The 19114-nt window shown below is 73.4% G+C and carries 14 protein-coding genes and 2 pseudogenes; 5 read left to right on the top strand and 11 right to left on the bottom strand.

Annotation, left to right across the window (positions count from 1 at the left end; translation table 11 throughout):
- Positions 1-2048, top strand: a pseudogene (locus I3F54_RS15105) (nickel transporter); the annotation flags it as partial.
- Between the two features lie 6 nt (positions 2049-2054).
- On the opposite strand, the gene I3F54_RS15100 reads toward I3F54_RS15105, so the two are convergent.
- A complete protein-coding gene (locus tag I3F54_RS15100) occupies positions 2055-2510 on the bottom strand; it encodes a TetR/AcrR family transcriptional regulator (RefSeq protein WP_240119256.1) in 456 nt (151 codons plus the stop codon).
- Between I3F54_RS15100 and I3F54_RS15095 the strand changes: the two are divergent.
- Positions 2500-3222 (top strand): annotated as a pseudogene (locus tag I3F54_RS15095) (MFS transporter); the annotation flags it as partial. The gene I3F54_RS15100 and the pseudogene I3F54_RS15095 sit on opposite strands and share 11 nt — an antisense overlap.
- Positions 3223-3404: 182 nt before the next feature.
- Here the strand turns inward: I3F54_RS15095 and I3F54_RS15090 are convergent.
- The 3 genes from I3F54_RS15090 to I3F54_RS15080 all read right to left on the bottom strand — a co-directional run bounded on the left by I3F54_RS15090 (position 3405) and on the right by I3F54_RS15080 (position 6682).
- A complete protein-coding gene (locus I3F54_RS15090; protein WP_240119263.1) occupies positions 3405-5048 on the bottom strand; it encodes a long-chain fatty acid--CoA ligase in 1644 nt (547 codons plus the stop codon).
- A 151-nt stretch (positions 5049-5199) separates the two neighbouring features.
- Positions 5200-5757 carry a SigE family RNA polymerase sigma factor gene (locus I3F54_RS15085; protein ID WP_240119255.1) on the bottom strand — a complete coding sequence of 186 codons (558 nt, stop codon included), beginning with the start codon at positions 5755-5757 and terminating at the stop codon, positions 5200-5202.
- 598 nt (positions 5758-6355) lie between these two features.
- Positions 6356-6682 (bottom strand): hypothetical protein, encoded by a 327-nt coding sequence (locus tag I3F54_RS15080; RefSeq protein WP_240119254.1) that lies wholly within the window; start codon positions 6680-6682, stop codon positions 6356-6358.
- 357 nt (positions 6683-7039) lie between these two features.
- On the opposite strand from I3F54_RS15080, the gene I3F54_RS15075 reads away from it, so the two are divergent.
- Both I3F54_RS15075 and I3F54_RS15070 read left to right on the top strand, forming a co-directional pair.
- Positions 7040-7918: a bifunctional DNA primase/polymerase gene (locus I3F54_RS15075; protein WP_240119253.1), complete on the top strand. Its 879-nt coding sequence runs from the start codon at positions 7040-7042 to the stop codon at positions 7916-7918.
- A gap of 218 nt (positions 7919-8136) precedes the next feature.
- The gene (locus I3F54_RS15070) at positions 8137-8862 is read left to right on the top strand and encodes a Crp/Fnr family transcriptional regulator (RefSeq protein WP_240119252.1); all 726 of its coding nucleotides are present in this window, start codon (positions 8137-8139) and stop codon (positions 8860-8862) included.
- 189 nt (positions 8863-9051) lie between these two features.
- Here the strand turns inward: I3F54_RS15070 and I3F54_RS15065 are convergent, their stop codons facing one another.
- The 7 genes from I3F54_RS15065 to I3F54_RS15035 form a co-directional block, all read right to left on the bottom strand.
- Positions 9052-10716, bottom strand: a complete 1665-nt coding sequence (locus tag I3F54_RS15065; protein ID WP_240119251.1) for a hypothetical protein — start codon at positions 10714-10716, stop codon at positions 9052-9054.
- Positions 10713-11576: a protein phosphatase 2C domain-containing protein gene (locus I3F54_RS15060; protein ID WP_240119250.1), complete on the bottom strand. Its 864-nt coding sequence runs from the start codon at positions 11574-11576 to the stop codon at positions 10713-10715. The genes I3F54_RS15065 and I3F54_RS15060 overlap by 4 nt, the downstream gene beginning before the upstream one ends.
- A gap of 557 nt (positions 11577-12133) precedes the next feature.
- Entirely contained in the window at positions 12134-12814 is a 681-nt protein-coding gene (locus I3F54_RS15055; RefSeq protein WP_240119249.1) for a hypothetical protein, read from the bottom strand.
- Positions 12815-12844: 30 nt separating this feature from the next.
- Positions 12845-14569, bottom strand: coding sequence for a hypothetical protein (locus tag I3F54_RS15050; RefSeq protein ID WP_240119248.1), 1725 nt, complete (start codon positions 14567-14569; stop codon positions 12845-12847).
- A gap of 2 nt (positions 14570-14571) precedes the next feature.
- Positions 14572-16833 (bottom strand): hypothetical protein, encoded by a 2262-nt coding sequence (locus I3F54_RS15045; RefSeq protein WP_240119247.1) that lies wholly within the window; start codon positions 16831-16833, stop codon positions 14572-14574.
- Positions 16830-17600: a hypothetical protein gene (locus tag I3F54_RS15040; RefSeq protein WP_240119246.1), complete on the bottom strand. Its 771-nt coding sequence runs from the start codon at positions 17598-17600 to the stop codon at positions 16830-16832. Before I3F54_RS15040 ends, I3F54_RS15045 begins: the two co-directional genes overlap by 4 nt.
- A gap of 482 nt (positions 17601-18082) precedes the next feature.
- Positions 18083-18427 carry an SCO0607 family lipoprotein gene (locus I3F54_RS15035; RefSeq protein WP_240119245.1) on the bottom strand — a complete coding sequence of 115 codons (345 nt, stop codon included), beginning with the start codon at positions 18425-18427 and terminating at the stop codon, positions 18083-18085.
- A 301-nt stretch (positions 18428-18728) separates the two neighbouring features.
- Between I3F54_RS15035 and I3F54_RS15030 the strand changes: the two genes are divergently transcribed.
- Positions 18729-19097, top strand: coding sequence for a VOC family protein (locus I3F54_RS15030; RefSeq protein ID WP_240119244.1), 369 nt, complete (start codon positions 18729-18731; stop codon positions 19095-19097).
- Positions 19098-19114 lie beyond the last annotated feature (17 nt).

Below are 19114 nucleotides of genomic sequence, written 5' to 3'. Positions count from 1 at the left end.
CCGCGGCTCCGGGGGCGACACCCGCGCCGGGGGTTCCGGTGCAGAACGGCCCGGTTCCGGCCGTTCCCGGGCAGGCGGCTGCCGGGCAGCGGGTCGCCGCGGGGCAGCCCGAGGACGCCGGAGCGGCCGCGCAGGCGGCTGCGGGACAGCCGGTCGTTCCCGCCCCGCCGCTTCCCCAGCAGGCCGATCCGGCCCAGCCGGTCCCGGCGCAGCCCGGCGTGCCTCTTCCGGGGCAACCGGTCGCCCCCCAGGCAGCGACCGGGCAGCCGGTGGGGACGCAAGGCGCGGCCGGGCAGCCGGAGCAGCCTGCTCAGGAGGCCGCCGGCCGGGGCCCGGTCCCGGCCCAGGGGCTGCCGGTGGGGACGCCGGTCCCCGCGCAGGGCCCGTCCGCCCCGCACGCCCCCGTGCCGGACGCCTCCACCGGGCATCCCTCCGGTCACGTGGCCGTGCCCGCACCGGCCGCGGAGGTGCCGGGACCGCCCGCCGCGGGCCAGCCGGTTCCCGCGCGGGGGCTGCCCGCGCCACACCCCGGCCAGCCGCTGCCCGCTCAGACACCCCCCGCCGCCCCCACGCCTCCGGCGGCGCCGCACGCCACCCCCGGCGCCGGAACCGCCGTACCCGTGCCGGCCGACGGCACCCCGGCCCCCGCGACGGCGTCGGGCGCCGACACTCCCGTCCCCGCGCACGGCACCCCCAGCACCGGCACCCCGCTCCCGCCGGAGAACCCCGCGCCCGCCGCCGCGCCCCGGGTCGCGCAGCCCCTCCCGGCCGAGGCCGCGGCCGCCGCCCTGGACCCGAACTCGACGCAGGGACGTGCCATCAGCGTGCGGACGCTGGGGCAGGGCGTGCCCTTCGTCCGTCAGGCCACGCAGGTGCAGCAGCCGACGGCGGCGGGGGCGACCCCTCCGCCGCACGCGCCCGGCGGCAGTGGACGGCGCCGCAAGCTGGGCACGCCGCCGGACCCGGCGGCCCGGGCGGCGGAGCAGACTCCGGGGCAGTCGTCCCAGGGTGGCCAGGCGCCCGGCGCCCAGCCGCAGCCGTCGCAGCCCTCCCTCGCCCGGCCGGCACCCGGGGCCCAGCCGCAGCCCTCCCCGGCCGGTCAGGCCCCCGGCGCCCAGCCGCAGCCGTCCGCGGCGGGGCAGGCACCGGCGCACCCGTCGCTCGCCGGGCAGGTGCGGCTCGCACCGGGCACCGAGGGGGCCGGGCGGTCGTACGCCATAGGCGCACCGGACGAGAACGCCTCCGAGGGGCCGGAGCCGCTGGACGGGCCCGGTGGGGCCGTCGAGGTCTCCGACACCCCGCGCCCGCAGCCGATGGACGACGAACTGCCGCCCGAGCCGCTGGACAATCCGCGCCGCCTGCTGGTGTGGCCCGCTCCGGACGTCGGTACCCAGCAGGCGCTGAGCGACCGCGGCTACCGGCCGGTGGTCGTGCACTCGCGCGAGGAGGTCGACGCGCAGATCGCGGCGTTCCCGGCCGCACTGTTCGTGGACCCGCTGACCGGTCCGATCACCCGGACCGCGCTGCAGTCGCTGCGCCAGGCGGCGGTGGCCGCCGAGGTGCCGGTGATGGTCACGGCCGGGCTCGGCCAGGCCACGCGTGAGGCGGCCTACGGCGCCGATCCGGCCGTGCTGCTGAAGGCGCTGGCCCCGCGGGACAGCGAGCAGCATCCGTCGCGGGTGCTGCTCATCGAGGAGCACGCGGAGATCGCGCTGGCGCTGACCGCGGCGCTGGAGCGGCGCGGGATGCAGGTGGCGCGGGCCGCGAGCGACACCGACGCGGTGACGCTGGCGGGACAGTTCCGTCCGAACCTGGTCGTGATGGACCTGATGCAGGTACACCGGCGGCGGGCCGGGATCGTCGACTGGCTGCGGGCGAACGGGCGGCTCAACCGCACCCCACTCGTCGTCTACACCGCCGCCGTCGAACAGGCCGACCTGCCGCGGCTGGCCGCCGGTGAGACGGTGCTCTTCCTCGCCGAGCGGTCGACGAGCGGGGAGGTCCAGGCGCGCATCGTGGACCTGCTGGCCCGGATCGGCACCAACTGACGCGGTTCAGAGGGCGACCAGGCGCCGCGCCGCCTCCTTGACCGAGGCGCGCAGGCGGGCCCGGTCGCCGTCGTCGGTGCCCACCAGGATGCGGCTCATCTGCGGGACCACGGATCCCCAGTTGGCGAGCGCGACCAGCAGGAACAGCAGGTCGGCGGGGGCGAACGCGTCCGTGATGACCCCGCGCTCCTGGCCGTCGCGGACCGCGGCGGCCTTGCGGGCGTAGTGCTCCTGGCGCTCGGCCTCGTCGGGCAGCTCGGCGGTGCCGTACTCCATGCCCTCCCGGTACAGGAGGCGCAGCAGCTCCGGGTGGGCGGCGTGGTAGTCCGTCACGCGGTCCATCCGGCCCTCGCCGTCGTCCGGGTCGACCGGGGCGGAGGCGGCGAGGTCGACCATGCAGCGGCCGAGGACCTGGGAGAACAGCTCCCGCTTGTTGCCGAAGTAGGCGTAGTTCACCGGCATCGTCGCCGCCCGCGTGCTCGGCGGGGTGGCCGGGCAGGCCTTCGGCTGGCGGTGGGTGTTCACCGGCTCGGCCGCGCTGACCCTCGTGCTGGGGCTGGCCACCACCCGCGTCCTGCCGACGCGGCACCGCCCCCGCACCGGCTCGCTCGCGGCCGGCGTCGCCGCCCTGCCCGGACTGCTGCGCCGGTCGCCCGACCTGTGGCGGGCCTGCCTCCGGCAGGCGGGGATGGTCGGCGCGTGGAGCGCGCTGTGGACCTCGCTGGCACTGCTGCTGACCGGTCCGCGGTACGGCCTGTCCACCGCCACCGCCGGGCTCTTCGGGCTCAGCGCGAGCGCGGTGGCGCCGCTGGCCGGCGGGCTGGTGGACCGCTTCGGCGCCGCGAGGGTCGTACGGTCCGCGTACCTGCTGTCCGCCGCGTCCGTGCCGCTGTTCTGGCTGGGCGGGCACCGCATGATCGCGCTGTGGCCTGCCGCACTCGCGATCCACGCCGCCCTGGTCGCCTCCCACGTCGCGAACCAGACCCTCGCCCTGACCACCACCCCCGCCCCGGCCGCCGCGAACACCGTGTACGTGGTCAGCGGCTTCGCCGGAGGCGCTCTCGCCTCCGCCCTGGCCGGACCGGCCTTCGGCCACTTCGGCTGGGGCGGGGTGTGCGCGGTGGCCGGGCTGTGGCCGACCGTCGCCTGGGGCGTCACCGCCGTACGACGGTGACGCCCGGGCCTGCGTACGAGGGGCACCTCGGGGTCGGGGCAGGAGTCCCGTGCGACGGTGGCACCCTGTGCCGGCGGGCGGCGGGGTGCCCGGAATCCCTCCGCCCCACGGATGCGGCCCCGGGCGGCCGGGAGCGGGGCTCCCGTGCGAAGGTGGCGCCCCGCCCGGTGCCGGGCCGCCGCTCAGAGGCGGGTGACGTCGAGCGTGCCCTCGGCGTACTTCCTGCGCAGCACCTTCTTGTCGAACTTGCCGACGGACGTCTTCGGGACCGACTCGATGACCGTCCAGCGCTCGGGAAGCTGCCACCTGGCGATGTGGCCCTCGTCGGCGAGGAAGCCGCGCAGGGCCTCGAAGTCGGTCGTCGCGCCCTCCCTGAGCACCACGGTCGCCAGGGGCCGCTCGCCCCACTTGTCGTCCGGGACGGCGACCACCGCGGCCTCGGCGACGTCCGGGTGGGACATCAGGGCGTTCTCCAGCTCCACGGACGAGATCCACTCGCCACCGGACTTGATGACGTCCTTGGCCCGGTCCGTGAGGGTCAGGAAGCCGTCGGAGGAGATGATGCCGACGTCGCCCGTCTTCAGCCAGCCGTCCTCGCTGAACTTGTCGGCCGGGCGCAGGGGCTCGCCGTCCGGGCCGTTGTAGTAGGCGCCGGCGATCCAGGGGCCGCGCACCTCCAGTTCCCCGGCGGACTCGCCGTCCCACGGCAGCCGCTCGCCACCGGGTCCGGTGAGGCGGGCCTCGACGGAGGCGGGGAAGCGGCCCTGGGTGAGCCGATAGGCGAACTCCTCGTCCGTGCCGACGGCGTGCGCCGGCGGGCGGGCCACCGTGCCGAGCGGAGAGGTCTCCGTCATGCCCCAGGCGTGGCAGACCCGCATGCCCAGCCGGTCGAAGGCCTCCATCAGGCTCGGCGGGCAGGCGGAGCCGCCGATGGTGACCTGGGTGAGCGCGGAGACGTCCCGGGGCCGGGCGGTCAGCTCCCCCAGCAGGCCCTGCCAGATGGTGGGGACGGCCGCCGCGTGCGTGGGCTTCTCCCGCTCGATCATCTCGGCGAGCGGCGCGGGCTGGAGGAAACGATCCGGCATCAGCATGTTCACGCCGGTCATGAAGGTCGCGTGCGGCAGGCCCCAGGCGTTGACGTGGAACTGGGGCACGACGACCAGCGAGGTGTCCTCGTCGGTCAGACCCATCGACTGGGCCATGTTGACCTGCATGGAGTGCAGGTAGATCGACCGGTGGCTGTAGACGACGCCCTTGGGGTCACCGGTGGTGCCGGACGTGTAGCACATGGCCGCGGCCTGCCGTTCGTCCAGCTCGGGCCAGTCGTACACGTCCGGCTTCCCGGCGAGCAGGTCCTCGTACTCGTGCACCCGGGCGGACGCGTCGGCCAGCAGGCCGCGGTCGCCCGGGCCGGCGACCACGACGTGCTCGACCGTCTTCAGGCGGGGCAGCAGCGGGGCGATGAGCGGCAGCAGCGAGCCGTTGACGATGACCACCCGGTCCGCCGCGTGGTCGACGATCCACGTCAGCTGCTCCGGGGGCAGTCGGAGGTTGAGGGTGTGCAGGACCGCGCCCATCGAGGGGATGGCGAAGTAGGCCTCGACGTGCTCGGCGTTGTTCCACATCAGAGTGGCGACCCGGTCGTCGCCGCGGACGCCCAGATCGTCGCGCAGCGCGTGCGCCAGACGGGCGGCGCGGGCGCCTATCTCCGCGTAGGAGCGGCGTTGCGGTTCACCCTCACCCGTCCAGGTGGTCACCTGCGACGTCCCGTGGATCCGCGACCCGTGGGTCAGGATCCTTGAGATCAGCAGTGGTACGTCCTGCATGGTGCTCTGCACGGCGTCCTCCCGGGGGCGACATTGCCTACGCGGCGGTAGCGGTTGCGCTGATTCTGCGCACATACCACGCGGTATGTCACTAGGGAGCGGTGATCGATCAAAGAACACCCGGTCGGCTCCGGCCCACGGAGGGCGTCCGTCAGCGCACGAGATGCAGCTCCGGGTCCTCCCGCAGCTTGCCGAGCGCCCGCGACACCGCCGACTTCACGGTACCGACCGACACCCCGAGCACCTCCGCCGTCTGCACCTCGCTCAGGTCCTCGTAGTACCGCAGCACGACCATCGCCCGCTGCCGGGCCGGAAGCTTCATGATCGCCCGCCACATCGCGTCGCGCAGCGCCTGCCGCTCGGCCGGGTCCCCCTCGCCCGGCACCGGCTCCGGCTCCGGCAACTCGTCCGTGCTGAACTCGTCCACCTTGCGCTTGCGCCACTGCGAGGTACGCGTGTTCACCAGCGCCCGCCGCACGTAGCCGTCGAGCGCGCGGCGGTCCTCGATCCGCTCCCAGGCGACGTACGTCTTGGCGAGCGCGGTCTGCAGCAGGTCCTCCGCGTCGCACGAGTTCGCCGTGAGCGAGCGGGCGGTGCGCAGCAGCACCGGCCGGCGGTCCCTGACGTACGACGCGAACGAGGGGTGGACTCCGGCCCGCGCCGCCGATGCAGCGGCCGTCGAAGCGCTGGTGCAGACGGGTGTGGTCATGGCTCCACGCTAGGAGCGCGGGGCTCGTCCTGGATCGGCCGCAGGTGCCGAAGCCGAGTCCGCCTCAGGTTGTAGGGGTGGGGTTCGCCGCACCTCCTGCAGGTGGACGAGGAGGCCCCCGTCCCGTGCGGGTTCCCCCGGGGGGCGGCACGGGATCCGGAGGCACCAGGCCCGGGAGTGCGCGGGGCGATGGGGGCGCGGGCGGCCCGGGGGACGGGGCGCGGGCGGGGGACCGGCGGACGCCCGAGAGGAAGCGCCGGACAGGCGGGTGGGTCCGCGGTGCCGCCCGGGCCGCACCGGCCGCCCCCGCACTCCCCCGGGCCCGCACCATCCGCCGCGCCCGCCTCCCGAGCCGCCCGCGAGCCCGCTCCGCCCACCGCGGGACGCGCCTGCGGACCCCACCGTCCAGACCGGAGCCTCCGCGCGCCCGCGCCCGCGCCCGCGCCGGCTGCCGCGGTGCAGGTCCGCGCACCGGCCGCCCTCACACAGGTCTGCGCGGCGGCGCCGGAGCACCACCGCGCAGAGGTCCCGCCACCCCCGTGAGCACACCCGGTCCAGGGAACCGGCTCCGGTGCGCCGGCCGCCCTCAGGTCACCGCTCACCACCACAACGGTGAGAAACTGACCGCCACGTTCTCGTTGCCCTGGTTGACGGCGGTGAACGCGGAGCCGTTGACCTGCGCGGTATTGCTCTGCGCCGAGGCGCCCGAGCCGATCGCCTGCTGCTGCGTGGTGGACGAGTTGCCGCTGTTCGCGCCGCCGACGCCGCTGCCGAGGATGCCCTGGACCGCGTGGGTGACGGCCGCGCTCGATCCGTCGTCCGCGAAGGCGCCGTCGTCCGCCGCCGCGACGCCGGCGAGGAGCCCGACGGCCAGCGGGAGGGCGGAGACGGCGGCGAGAGCGCGGGCGGTACGGATGCTTGCCATGTGTGTTCCTCCAGAACGATTCACGCACCGGCCCTGTGAGCCGGCCATCGTCAAGTACGGCTTCCACCAGGGCGGTTGGCCGACCACCCCGGCGCTGTCACGACGTCGCGAGATCAGAGTTGCCCACGCGCCCCCGGTGAACCACCCCAGAAGGCACTCTTCGCACGCAAGCGTGATGACAAGTCGATAAACCCCTTCCGCCCCCTTGGCATCCCCATTCAGGACAGAGGGCACACGTCACCCCAGTCGCCACAAGAGGCGAAGCGTTCCGGCACACATCAGGCCGTTCCCTCCCACCCGGGCGCGCCGCGATCGAATCCCCTTCCCTTCATCGAACGCATGTACGAAAATAGTGGCATGGCCACCATCGACCGGCAGGCCAGGACGCTGGCCCTCGCCCACGCGCTGTCAGCCGCCGAACGCGGCCTGGCCGTCATCCCCCTGTCCCGGACGAAACTCCCCGCCCTGCGCTCCCCGCACCGCGGCACCCCGCCGGCCCCCACGCCCGCCCCCGCCTGCCACGGGGAGTGCGGCCTGTTCGGGCACGGCGTGTACGACGCCTCCACCGACCCCGCACGCGTCCGGGAGATGTTCTCCGCAGCCCCCTGGGCCACCGGCTACGGCATCGCCTGCGGCCTGCCCCCGCACCACCTGATCGGCGTCGACCTGGACACCAAGGCGGGCACGGACTCCTCGGCCGCGCTGCGCGAACTGGCACTGCGCCACCTGTTCACGATCCCCCCGACGGTGGTCGTCGTGACCCCCTCCGGCGGCCGGCACCTGTGGCTCACCGGCCCACCGGACCTCGCCGTGCCCAACTCCGCCGGACGCCTCGCCCCCGGCATCGACATCCGCGGCGCGGGCGGCTACCTCGTCGGCCCCGGCTCCCGCTCCGCCCACGGCGTCTACGGCACCGCACCCGGCACAGCCCACCTCGCCCCGGCCGTCTGCCCGCCGGCCCTGCTGCGGCTCCTGCTTCCCCCACCGCGCACCGCGCCACCCGGGCACACACCGGCGTCCGGTCACGGCCGGGGCCTGGTCCAGTTCGTCCACGCCGCCCACCAGGGCCAGCGCAACACCCGCCTGTTCTGGGCCGCCTGCCGCGCCTACGAGAACGGCATCGGCCCCGCCCTGGTCGCCCCGCTCCTCGCCGCGGCCCTCGACACCGGCCTCACCGAACGCGAGGCCCGCGCCACGATCGCCTCCGCGGCCCGGCTGACGGGCCACCGACCGTGAGGAACCCGGCCGGCCCCCGGCACAGGCCGTCGGGGCGAGCGGGACAGGCGCACACCCCGCTGCCCTCGCTGACCCGCCAGTCGGCCGACACGAGCCGTATCGTGTGGATCAAACAGCGGCTCGCACGGCAGTCACTGCTCTCCGCGGCGGGCGGCTGCACGCTGATACCGGGCGCGGGCCTCACCAGCTGACGGCGGGGTGGGGCGGGAGGAGTGGGGATGACCCCGGATTTCCGAGAGAGCGGCCCGCTCGGACACACGCCCAGCCGGACTCCGTTCTGGAGTCTGCTGGACACCGCGGCTCGGCAGACACTGCACGAGGCGGGCAAGGTGACCGGGTTCGCCCCCCGGGAAGACCTGCTGCGGCAGGACGAGTTCAGCGACCATCTCCTCGTCCTGGGCCGCGGCTGCGTCAAGGTCACCACGGTCGCCGCCGCCGGTTACCAGGCGGTGCTGGCCCTGCGCGGCCCCGGCGACCTGCTCGGCGAACAGGCCGGGCTGGACGGCGGGCCCAGATCGGCGACGCTCACCGCCCTCGTACCGGTCCAGGCCCTGGTGATACCCGCCGGGGCGTTCCGGGCGGCGGCCCGCGACCATCCCGTCATCACCGGCGCCGTCCACCAGGTGCTCTCCGCACGCCTGCGGGATGCCGACAGGCAGCGCACGTCGGCCGGCGCCGATCCACTCGCCGCGCGCCTGGCCGGCCTGCTGATCGACCTCGCCGCCAGCCACGGCCGGCGCAACGCCTCCGGCGTCGTGGACATCGGTCTGCCGCTGTCCCAGGACGACTTCGCGGGCCTGGTACTCGGCTCCCGCAGAACCGTGAACAGGGTCCTGGAGCAATGGCGGGCCGAGGGGTGGGTGACGACCGGGCGCACCCGTGTGACCCTCCACAACGCGGATGCGCTGAAGCGGGTGCGGGAGGGTGGGCCGACCGGAAGGTGACGGCGTCGGCTCAGGTCGGCGGGTGGCACGACCGACCGGCGTGCGCAGAAGGGCGGCACGCGGACGGCAGTGACCCGACCGCCCCGATCCAGGCGGCCGGCACGGTCCGGCCCGGGGGTCGCGGGTGAAAGGACCGGCCGGGACTCGCGGACCGGATCCGGTCGTCCGCGACAGACGCCACGCAGCGATTCACAGATCGGTCCAGGCAAGCGTGTCCAGGCCGAACTCCCGCGCGACAGGGTTCCATGCGGCGACGAAATGCTTCTTCGCCGCCGTGGCGGCGGCGCTCGCCGAAGCAGCGTCCTGCCAGGCGCTCGATCCGGTCACGGCGGAGGGCGAGCAGTTGCCCGACACGTCGTCGACCACCCGGGCGTAGGCCCGGTCGGCCTCCTCCGAGCTCTGCCAGGCGCTGCGCAGGTCCGGCGCCAGTTCGCCGGCCAGCCGGTCGAGGGAGAGGGCGCCCAGTCTCTCGACCAGGCCGGCCCGTGCGGAGGCGGCGTCCTCGAAGACCTGCCGGTTCTCCTGGAGGTCGCTGCAGTTCATCATCGACTGCACGGCGTCGGAGACCCCGCTGCGCCGGCCGGCGTTCTGTGCCAGGAGCGTGTGCAGCGCTGTCGCCTGCTCCTCGCGCGTGTCCGCGGAGTCGATCCGCGACTGGCCCGTGCTGCCGCCGCCGCTGCTGCTACCGCCGCTGTTCCAGGCGTCCATGTGCGTCGCGATCTGCCAGACGGCCAGCCCGATGATCCCCAGCACGATCCAGGCCACGACGGCACCTCCCCGGCCCGACGAGGGCGCGCGTTGGGGTGTGCTGCGGGAAGGGTTGTGCGGGCCGGAAGGGAACGGGCCGGGGGTCTGCGGGGGCACCGGTCCGCCGGCCGTCCGTCGCGGACCGGCGGCCCCGGGACGTGTACTGCCGGTGGCCGCGCCGAACGCGGCCGGGCCCGCCGCCGGCACGGTCACCGTCTGCGGCCCGGCCTGCGCGGCGACCGGCCAGGTCCTGGGGGCGCTGTCGAAGGCGCGGCGCAAGGGGTCGAGCCAGTCCGCGAGGGCGGGCCGGTCGGTGGGCGTCCGGCTCAGGCCGCGCTCGGCCAGGTCGGCCACCACACCGTCCATCCGCCGCAACTCGGCTGGGTCCTGCCCGTGCTGCTCGTGCAGGAAGAGCCGCACCGCGAGCAGCGCGAACTTGTAACGGTCGCCCTCCGGTGTGTCCGGCGCCTCACCGCCGGGCAGCTGCCAGCCGGGCGTCTGCACGGGCTTGAGCACCCAGTCACCACCCAGCCCCATGGCGTCGCAGTCGATGAGGAAGCAGCCGGGCCGCGCCCCGGACAGCGAGAACAGCAGGTTCTTCGGGGAGAGGTCGCCCACCACCACGCGGAGCCCGTGCAGCCGTTCCAGAGTGTCGGCCAGGGCGAGCAGCAGACCGAAGACCTGGCGAGGCGTCACGTTCCCCACCATCTTGTTCACGTAGGTGGGCGAGTTGAGCAGGAACTCGAAACCCGCCACCTTCCTGTGGCCCGACGGCATGGTGATGAAGAACTCGTCCGGGATCTGTCGCATCAGAAAGCCGCGGACCTGCGACCCCTCGGTCACCAGCGCCGCGGGCCAGGCCGTGTGCCCGGCCAGCCACTGCGCGACAGCGACCGGCCGTCCGGGCAGGAAGGCGACCATCCGCTCGAGCGCGTCGGTCCGCAACTGCCGCTGGGCGTCCGGCTTGTACTCCTTGTAGACCACCGGCCAGGTCTTGTTGATCAGCCGATTCTCGACAGCCCAGACCCTGCCCTGCCCACCGCCCCCCAGCTCCGCGCCCAGCACCAGACCCGAACGGGCGATCCGCGCCGCCCCGGACCCGGTCACGGGGCCCCGCCGGGAAGCCCGTACCGGGACCAGACGGCGAGCAGCGTGCGGTCGTCGTCGAACGTCTCCCGGGAGAAGTCCAGCAGGTGGGCCAGACCCCGGGGCTCCGGCGGGCGCACCGCCAGCTCCGCGAACAGGTCGCCCACGATGCCGGAGCCGTCGCCGAGCGGATCGCCGAAACCGTCGGTGCCGACCAGCAGGACGCCGTCGGCGGGCAGGGTGTACGACAGCGGGCGGGACCGGGTCGACAGGCGCGGCAGCGCGACCACCGCGTTGCTGGTGATCTCGCCGGCGCCGCTGTCCTTGTCGCTCAGCAGCGGGTTGAAGCGGCCCTGGTGCAGGCACCACGCCGAGGAGTCACCGGCGCGCACCAGCGTGACGTGCATCCTGCCGTCCTCGGCCGGTTCGACCGTGCCCGCCACCAGGGTCGTCGCCAGGGTCCGGATCGCCTCCGCCAGGTCGCCCTCTTCCGGCTCCCGGCCGCGGGCCACCCGCATGAGCAGTTGGTACCGGGCCGCCTGCAGCACCCGGGTCCAGTCGGGGCCCGGTCTGTCCTCACCCAGCTGCACCAGCAGGTCGTTGACCGCCGTACGGCACACGAGCGCGGCACCCACGTGCGACTGCGCGGCCGCCGAGACACCGTCGGCCACGGCGAAGACGACCGTGGCCGACGGTTCGTGCCAGGCGACGACCACGTCGTCCTGCCGCGGCCGCCCGTCGAAACGGTGCTGGTCCCCTCGTACGGAGGCCAGCCGCACGGTCAGCTCCCGGCTCGACCACCCGTCGAAGAGGGTGTCCGGCCGATAGGGATCGCCGGGCGGCGGCTTGGGCTCCACGTGGGCAGCGGGCGTCCCCAGCACGACCCGCTGGTACCGGCTCGTGCCGCTCCGGGAGTCCGGCGCGGACCGGCCGGCCCCGGGCTCCGGCGTGCCCGGGGCCGCGTGCCGCGGTGCCGAACCGTGCCGCGGTGCCGGGGCGTGCCGCGGCGGAACGCCGGCCTGCCCGTCCACATGCGCGTGCCGCGGTGCCGGGGGGTGCTGCGGCGGAGCGACGCGCGGATCCCGCGCACCCTGCGGTTCCATGCCGTGGACCTGGTCGGCGCCTTGCTGCCGGGGGGACCGGGCCGATCCCCGTCCCGGGTCGAGGGACGTCGGGGGCTCCAGGTCCGGACCGTCGTATTCGGGGACGACGTAACCCTCGACCCGGTACTCGGGCACCACATACTCCGAGACGTACCCGGAGGGCGGTGACGTGCCGCCCCCACGCGGCGCAGGCGTGTGCCGGCCCCCGGCCTGACGCGGGTCGGGGGGGCGTCGGTCGGTGTCCCCGGCCGTGTCGGCGTCCGGGGACTCGGGCGTGGCCCGCTGCTCTTCTTCCCGGCTCTTGTTCCGCCGGAGGGGCAACCACCTGTCCACCGTCAGACCTCGTCGATCGCGAGCCGGAAGCCCTCCGGCTTCTCCACCGCGAGCTCAGCCGGCTGGCCGGCGGCCATGGCGCTGGCCGACTCGACCACGCTCTTGGTGAGCGCGGTGAAGAACTTGGCGATCGCGTCGCCGAGTTGGGCACCTGGGATCGATATGAACGCGAACTTGTGCTCGGTCGCCACGGCCAGGATCGTCTCGGCCCGCGCCCCGCCGATCCCGAAGGCGATGACATTGGGTGCCGCGCCGGTCACCTTGCGGTCGATGAGCCGGCCGTGCGTCTGGCGCCACTCCTCGCCGCAGGTCGGCTGGCCGTCGCTGAGGAAGAAGACCGCGGGGCGCAGCACCTTGTATCCCTGAGCCTTGAGCGTCTGCACGTCCTGTGGGATGCGCTCCAGCAGTGCGGCGAACGCCGCGTCGTAGTTCGTGCCGCCGCCCGCCGACAGCCGTGGTAGTTCGTTCTCGCTTCTCAGATCGGCCAGCACCAGGTGTTCCACGACGCTGTTGGAGAAGCCCAACACGGAGAAACGCACCTTGGCGGCGGCCATCGGCTCCCCCAGGAGCGCGACGTGCAACGACTTCATTCCTTCGTTGAGGTCGCCGACGTAGCTCGCCATGGAGCCCGATTCGTCGGCGAGGACGTACACGGGCAACAGCTGCCCGAGCATCTCGGCCATCCCTTTCTCCCCTTTCGCTGTTCAGCCGCTCTACTGCTCCTGCGTGACGGGCCGAAGGCCCTGCGGGCAGTCGAGTCTCAACTCCATACCGCCCGCGATCGCGCTCCGGCCGAGATGCAGCAGCGTCTGCTGCAGCAGGACGGAGAACTGCACCGCCGACTGCGCGAGATCCGCGCCCTCGACGGCGACGACGCCGAGCTCGGGCCGGGAGGCGAGGCGCTGTACGACCCGGACCCGGTCCGCTCCGATGCCGCACGCCACGACGTGCGGAAAGTACTTGTGCGCCATCAACTCGGCATGCACCGAGGGCCACTCGGTGTCGTCCTCGGCCTGGCCCACGGCCAGGAAGAACACGACGGGCCGCAGCACCCGGGGCACCTGCTCCTTCAGCCGTTCCGTCTCCAACGGCACCAGGTCCAGCAGCCGCCGCAGCACCGGCCGGTAGCGGCAGCCCGGCGATGTGTTCAGTCCCGGGACGCCGGTGCGCCAGGAGACCTCGGTGAGCGGCAGCACCACGTCGGCGCCGTCGGCGTAGGTGATCACCGAGAGCCGGACGGCGGCGGCCACGTCGGGGCTGTTGGCCAGCAGCGTCTGCACCGAGCGCAACGCGTTGCCCAGGTCGGTGACGCAGCCGGCCGCCGCCTGCGAGGTGTCCAGGACGACGTACACCGGGACCAGTCCGCTCGTGGGTGCGACGGCGGGCGCCGGAGTACTACCGCCCCACTGCACGGGTCCGCCCTGCGCCGCCGCGGGCGCGGACGCCGCGTAGTACGGGTCACCGGGTGTCGCACCGGAGCTGAAGGAGGCCGCCTGCCCGGCGTCTGGCCGCTCCAGTACACCCCCGACTCCGGTGCCGGGCGTGCTCGGACCGAGCACACCCTTGCGCAGGCCGGGCAGGTCGACCTCGCGTACGACGCCCTGCTCGATGAGGTACTTGACCATCTCGGCGTGCCGCTGGTCCCGGATCTCGTGCTGGGTGGCCTCGGCCTCCCGGACCCGCGCCAGCAGTTCCAGGGCGTGCACGGTCTCCTCGGGGTGGCGGACCAGGTGCTCGCGGATCAGGTTGTCGAAGTCGAGCCGCGTGCTCTCCAGCACGGCCCGCTCCTCCGCCTGGCGGCGCCGGCGGCCGGCCGCCCTGATGTCCTCGATGTCCTCGTCGGAGTAGGTCTCCGAGCGTCTGGCCTCGTGAGTGTGCACACCGAGTTTGGCCCGGCGCCGCGCCTCCTCCAGCTCCTGGATGTGCCGGGCGGCAGCCTCGTCGGGCTCCACCTGGACCTTGCAGTAGTAGATGGTGATGCCCTCGGGAAGCCGGATCTCCCGGTCCAGCTCCTGGTTGACGGCCAGCTGCGCCGCCATGGCCTCGGTGATCGCGAACCGCGCGGCCTGCAGCCGGACGCGGTCGGTGAGGTATCCGTAGACAACCGTCAACGCGTCTCGTACGTTCCTGGCCACCACCATCGCCGGGTCGTGCACCCTGAACCCGATGTCGATCGTGGCATGGAAGCGGTGTCCACCGTCCTTGCAGGTCAGCGGGGTCTTGCTGACGGACGCCTGACGTCTGTGGTCGCTGAGGTCAACGACATAGCAGGGCCGGTTCTTGCCGAACCAGCGCTGCCCGAAGGTGCGGACGGTCTCGACCTCGAAGGGCCCGCCCTCCACGGGGTAGACGATCGACACCGAGGGCGGCAGGTTGAGCAGTTCGCCCACCCGGCTGCGGGATATCACCCGCTCGTTGAGAATCAGTGAGACGGTCATCCTCACACCCCTTCCAGGTCGAGCTGCGCGTGCACCACGGCCGCCGTCCGGGGCAGCCCGACGATCCGGTCCGGCTGGACCCAGTCGTCGGCGCAGGAGCGCAGGATCCGGCCCGAACGCTGATCGCCGTGGGCGATGGCGCCGACCAGCAGCCGTAACATCTCGCGGAGTTCGGAGTCCCGTTCGGCCAGCTTCGCCCAGTCCCCGACGACCTGTTCCGCCTCGTCGTGGAAGAAGGACTCGTTCAGTGCGGCACGCCACAACCACACGAAGGAGTCGCGCAGTTCGGGCCGTCGGTGCGCCAGGTACAGCAGCGTCGGCCACTCGGGCACCGCCGCTCCCGGTTCGACGTCCTTCGTCTCGACGACCACCTGGGCCGCGACGATCAGGAAGGCGAGCACCGCCGCCCGGCCGGCGCGGTGGTCGCCGGCCCTGTCCCGCAGCATGGGCAGCACCGAGCCGGCCGTGTCGGGATCGTCGGCGACCAGATCGGCCAGCGCGCAGCCGGCGGACACCGCCACCGTCACGTTGTCCACCGTGAACAGCCGGGCGAGTTCCTCCACGGGGCGTCCCGACACCGCGCCCAACCCGTGCACCCGGGCCGCGGCCGCCTGCACCTGGGGCCGCTCGTCGGCGTACCAGCCGCCCACCAGTGCGGTCGCCTGCTCCCGCACCCAGGGGTTCTGGCAGGCCACGGAGAGCGCATAGGCGACGGCGGTACGGCGCAGCGCGCTGTCACTGCGCGCCCAGGGCACCAGGACCCGGCGTTCGATGTACCCGTAGGACTCGGCGGCCAGCACCCCGAGCCCGGAGGCAGCCGCGTAGACGCGCACCTGCTCCGCCGGGTGCACCACCAACTCACCGAGCCAGTCCAGGAGTTCACCCTGGATCTCGTACTGGGTCCAGGCCTGCAGGATCACCCGGCGCGCGTACCCGGGGTCCTTGTACTCGATGATCAACCCGGGCTCGCCGCCCGGCTTGTCCCGCTCCTGGGCACGCAGGTGCTGCAGCTGCCGCCGCCGGGGCGTCTCGAACAGGTCCCTGGACCGGACCGGGCGTCCGTCGGGCCCGGGCGCCCGGAGGTAGGGTCCGTCGTCCTCCAGCCGCTCGCGCAGGGAGCGGGCGGCCTGGGCGACGTCCTCCCGTGACAGGCCGTTGAGCACCGCCAGGGCGAGGGCGAAGCTGCGCGCGCCGGTGTCCTTCAGGCCCTCGGCCCAGATCTCGAAGTCCTCCGCCTCCAGCCGGGCCCGGTGTTCACGCAGCCGGTCCAGGTCGACGCCGCCGTGCAGGTCGTACTGCTCGATCATCACGGCGGCGAGATCCCCGGACTGCCGACAGGCTGGGACGCCGCCCACCAGCTCGGCGATCATGTCGCGCACGTCCTCGCGCGCCAGCAGCCGGTCCGCGTTGCGCTCCCCCAGCCGCCAGCGCAGATGCGCGCGCACGACCTCCAGGGGCTGCGGGGCATCCGTCAGGTTCTTCACACCGGCCAGCAGTTCGCCGTCAGCGAGCTCGCCGGCCGCCACCGTGACGACCATCCACGCGTCCGCCTGGGACAGCGCGCCCTGCACCTTCTCGTACGTTTCCCGGCCGAGGTTTCCGATGTCCTCGGGCCGCTCCAGCAGGAAGCCGGCGCCGCGCTCGATGGCCCCGCTGCCGTTCTCCAACTGTTCGGCCAGAGAGGCGAAGTCGACCCCGCTGTCCAGGTGGTAGACCGCACCCCGGCACGCGCCGAGCAGCAGCCTTACGGCCATCGCGGACTTGCCGTACCCGGCCGCCGAGCGCAGGATCAGCAGCCGCTGTCTGGTGAGCGCGTCGCGGGCGTCGGGCAGGTCGGCGGTCGCGCAGTAGGCGAACCGGACCCGCTCCGCGATGAGCGGGGACAGCACCCGCAGCCTGCGTCTGTGCCCGCCGAGCACCACCACGTACTTGTCGCCGCCGACCATGTCACCCTCGACGTTGGCGACGGCGTTCTGCAGCAGTCCCCGGCGCTGCGATCCCTGCCCCAGCTGACCGGTCGCCTCGTAGGACTCCGCGCCGGGTCCGGACTGGGGAGGCGGCGGAGCCTCCTCCCCGGCCTCGCCCCCGGCGATCGGCTGAGCCCGGGGCGGGCCGTCCTGTCCGTCCTTCGCCGGCTCCTGGCCGGCACCTGGGGCGAACGGTTCGGACGCGCCGCCCTCCGTGGATCCCCCCGACCCGGCCGCCGGCCGGCTCCCCCCTGGATCACCGCCGGCCGGAGGTCCCCCCGCCGCGGCCGCCGTCACAGCCGCACGTTCCCTGTGTTGTGGACGGTCACCTGCTTGGCCCCGGCGACCTGGTCGCCCTGCACGGTCTGCGCGTGCTGCACGACGGAGGGCCGCCCGGCGGCCGTGCTCTGCCGCCCGTCCGTGGCGGGCGGCGGCTCCCGGTCGCAGGGCGGCTCGGGGCCCGACTCGGGCAGCCCCGGAGGGGCCGGGTAGCCGGGGACGGTGATCCAGGTACTGATCGTCTCCCCGTGCTTGGTGGTGAGGCCGACCGGCAGATAGGCCGCGGGATCGATCCCCCGGTAGCCGTGCCGGATCACCGCGCGATGGACCTCGTCCGAGACGGCGAACGCCATCCGCGCCGACGGGGCGGAGGCGAGGACGTCGCGCAGCGGCTGGGCGTCGACGATCCGGCAGGTGTTGTTCACCGCGTCGCCCGACCAACCGTGCTCGTCGCTTGCCGCCAGACCCTGGTGCAGTGCCATCCGCAGCCGGACCGCGTGATCCTCGTTGGCCTCCTGGGCGTATTCACCGAGCCCCTCGTCGAGCTCGCGCACGAACGGCCCGGCGATCAGCACGGGTGACACGGACGACCGGATGAGCATGAGCACGCCGTCGCCGCGGTCCTCGGACACGGTGTCCGCCGCCGCGAGCCCGGCGCGCTCCATCGCGCCGCCGAGAACGCGGTACATCGCGGCCCGAACTCGTCGCTGCACAGGGTCTCGGCGCGGACTGAAGTTCTCGATGTCCAGCGCGATGATCCAGTGATGCTTGGCTTCCCCTGACATGGGTGGACCTCCCCCGTGCTCCCCGCAAAGGTGCTGCCGAACGATCGGCTCCACCAGTAGACGGCATCCGGAGAGAGCCAGTCCACGCCATTTGACTTACTCGCGAGATTGGCCGGAAACCTTCTACGACAAGGGTTCGGAGCGAGGTCCGCCGCACCCCACGAAGGGCCGACTCGGTCCATCTGAGACAGGCCCGTGAACAAACCGACGTCGGGAGCAGGCGGGAATCGGCGAGGTGACGCGCACGGCCGGGACCTCCTGGTGGCGACTCGAACGTCGGTGGAGGCGTCGGCGCCGTAGCCGTGACGGCAGCGATCAAAAGTGTCTGCGAGAAGCCGCACCGGCGCGGAGCCGTGGTCCACACGGGGTCCACCGGCTCCACTCTGCTGCCCAAGGGCATCCACTCCGGGGGGACCGATGCTGCCGGCTTCTCCGGACATGCGACACACGGCGCCTACGCCCGCCGGATGGGGCTGTCCGGATCAGCCGGCAGCCGGGACGTCGATGATGTGGCCGTCCTTGTCGAGTGTGTGGGTGTCCCAGTACTTGTCCCACTTGTCGTCGACCTGCTGCGGCACCTTGCCCTCCGGGTATCTCACGAATCCCGACGGAGGCTCTGTCTTGTCCGACACACAGGCGGAACCTGTACCGCCCACGGACAGGACGGGGTACTCGCCGCTGCTGCAGACGTCCTCCTTGTACGCGACACCGGCGCATCCGGTAAGTGCCACCACGGCCGCCGCGCTGGCGAGAGCGGCGGCGGCGAGGCGGACCCTTCCGGGCCACACAACGGTGGTAGGGCGGCTCGTCCTGCGAGGCGTGTTCATGACCCCCTCCAGTCATTCGGTGTGCCCCCGATCCTCGCCGCCGCACGGCTGCCGTGCCCTGAGTACACGTGCTCAGATACGCCCGCGATGATGCTCGACATGCCTGTGATCGTGCATAGTTCATTGAAGCTGCGCCATCTTGAAGTGGCTGGTCAGGGTGCTGGTGGTGTCGTTTCGGGGTGCTCGTGCTGGTCGTGGGCGGCAGTCTGGCGTGTAGATCGTCCGGCGGGGTGGTTTGCCGATGAGTTGACCGTCCTCGAACGGTCTACCCAGCGACACGCCCGTTCTCGACAGGAGTGCGATGTCCACTATCCAGCCAGTGATCGTGACTGCCGACCAGGACGTTCTGCTCGGCTTCTATACGAAATTGTTCGGCGCTGAGGAGATCTTCCGAGTGCCAGCGGAAGGCCCGGCTTTCTACCTCGGCTTGCGCATCGGCGACACCGACCTCGGGCTGGTGGCCAAGGCGAACCCGGGGACTGGAGCGGCGCCGCGGATCCTGCTCAGCATCGCTGTCGACGACGTCGACGAGACGCTCGGCCGGGTGACGGCGCTGGGCGGCTCGGTCCGCAGTGGCCCCAACGACATGCCGTGGGGACAGCGCGTCGCCCACATCCAAGACCCCGACGGCAACCCCGTGAACCTCACCCAGCCGATCCCGGCCCGCTGACGCTGTTCCGCGGTGCT

Source organism: Streptomyces sp. MUM 2J (assembly GCF_022414535.1).
Classification (GTDB): Bacteria; Actinomycetota; Actinomycetes; order Streptomycetales; family Streptomycetaceae; genus Streptomyces.
Note: the sequence above shows the minus strand (reverse complement) of the source record. Positions and strands in the feature narration are given on the sequence as shown.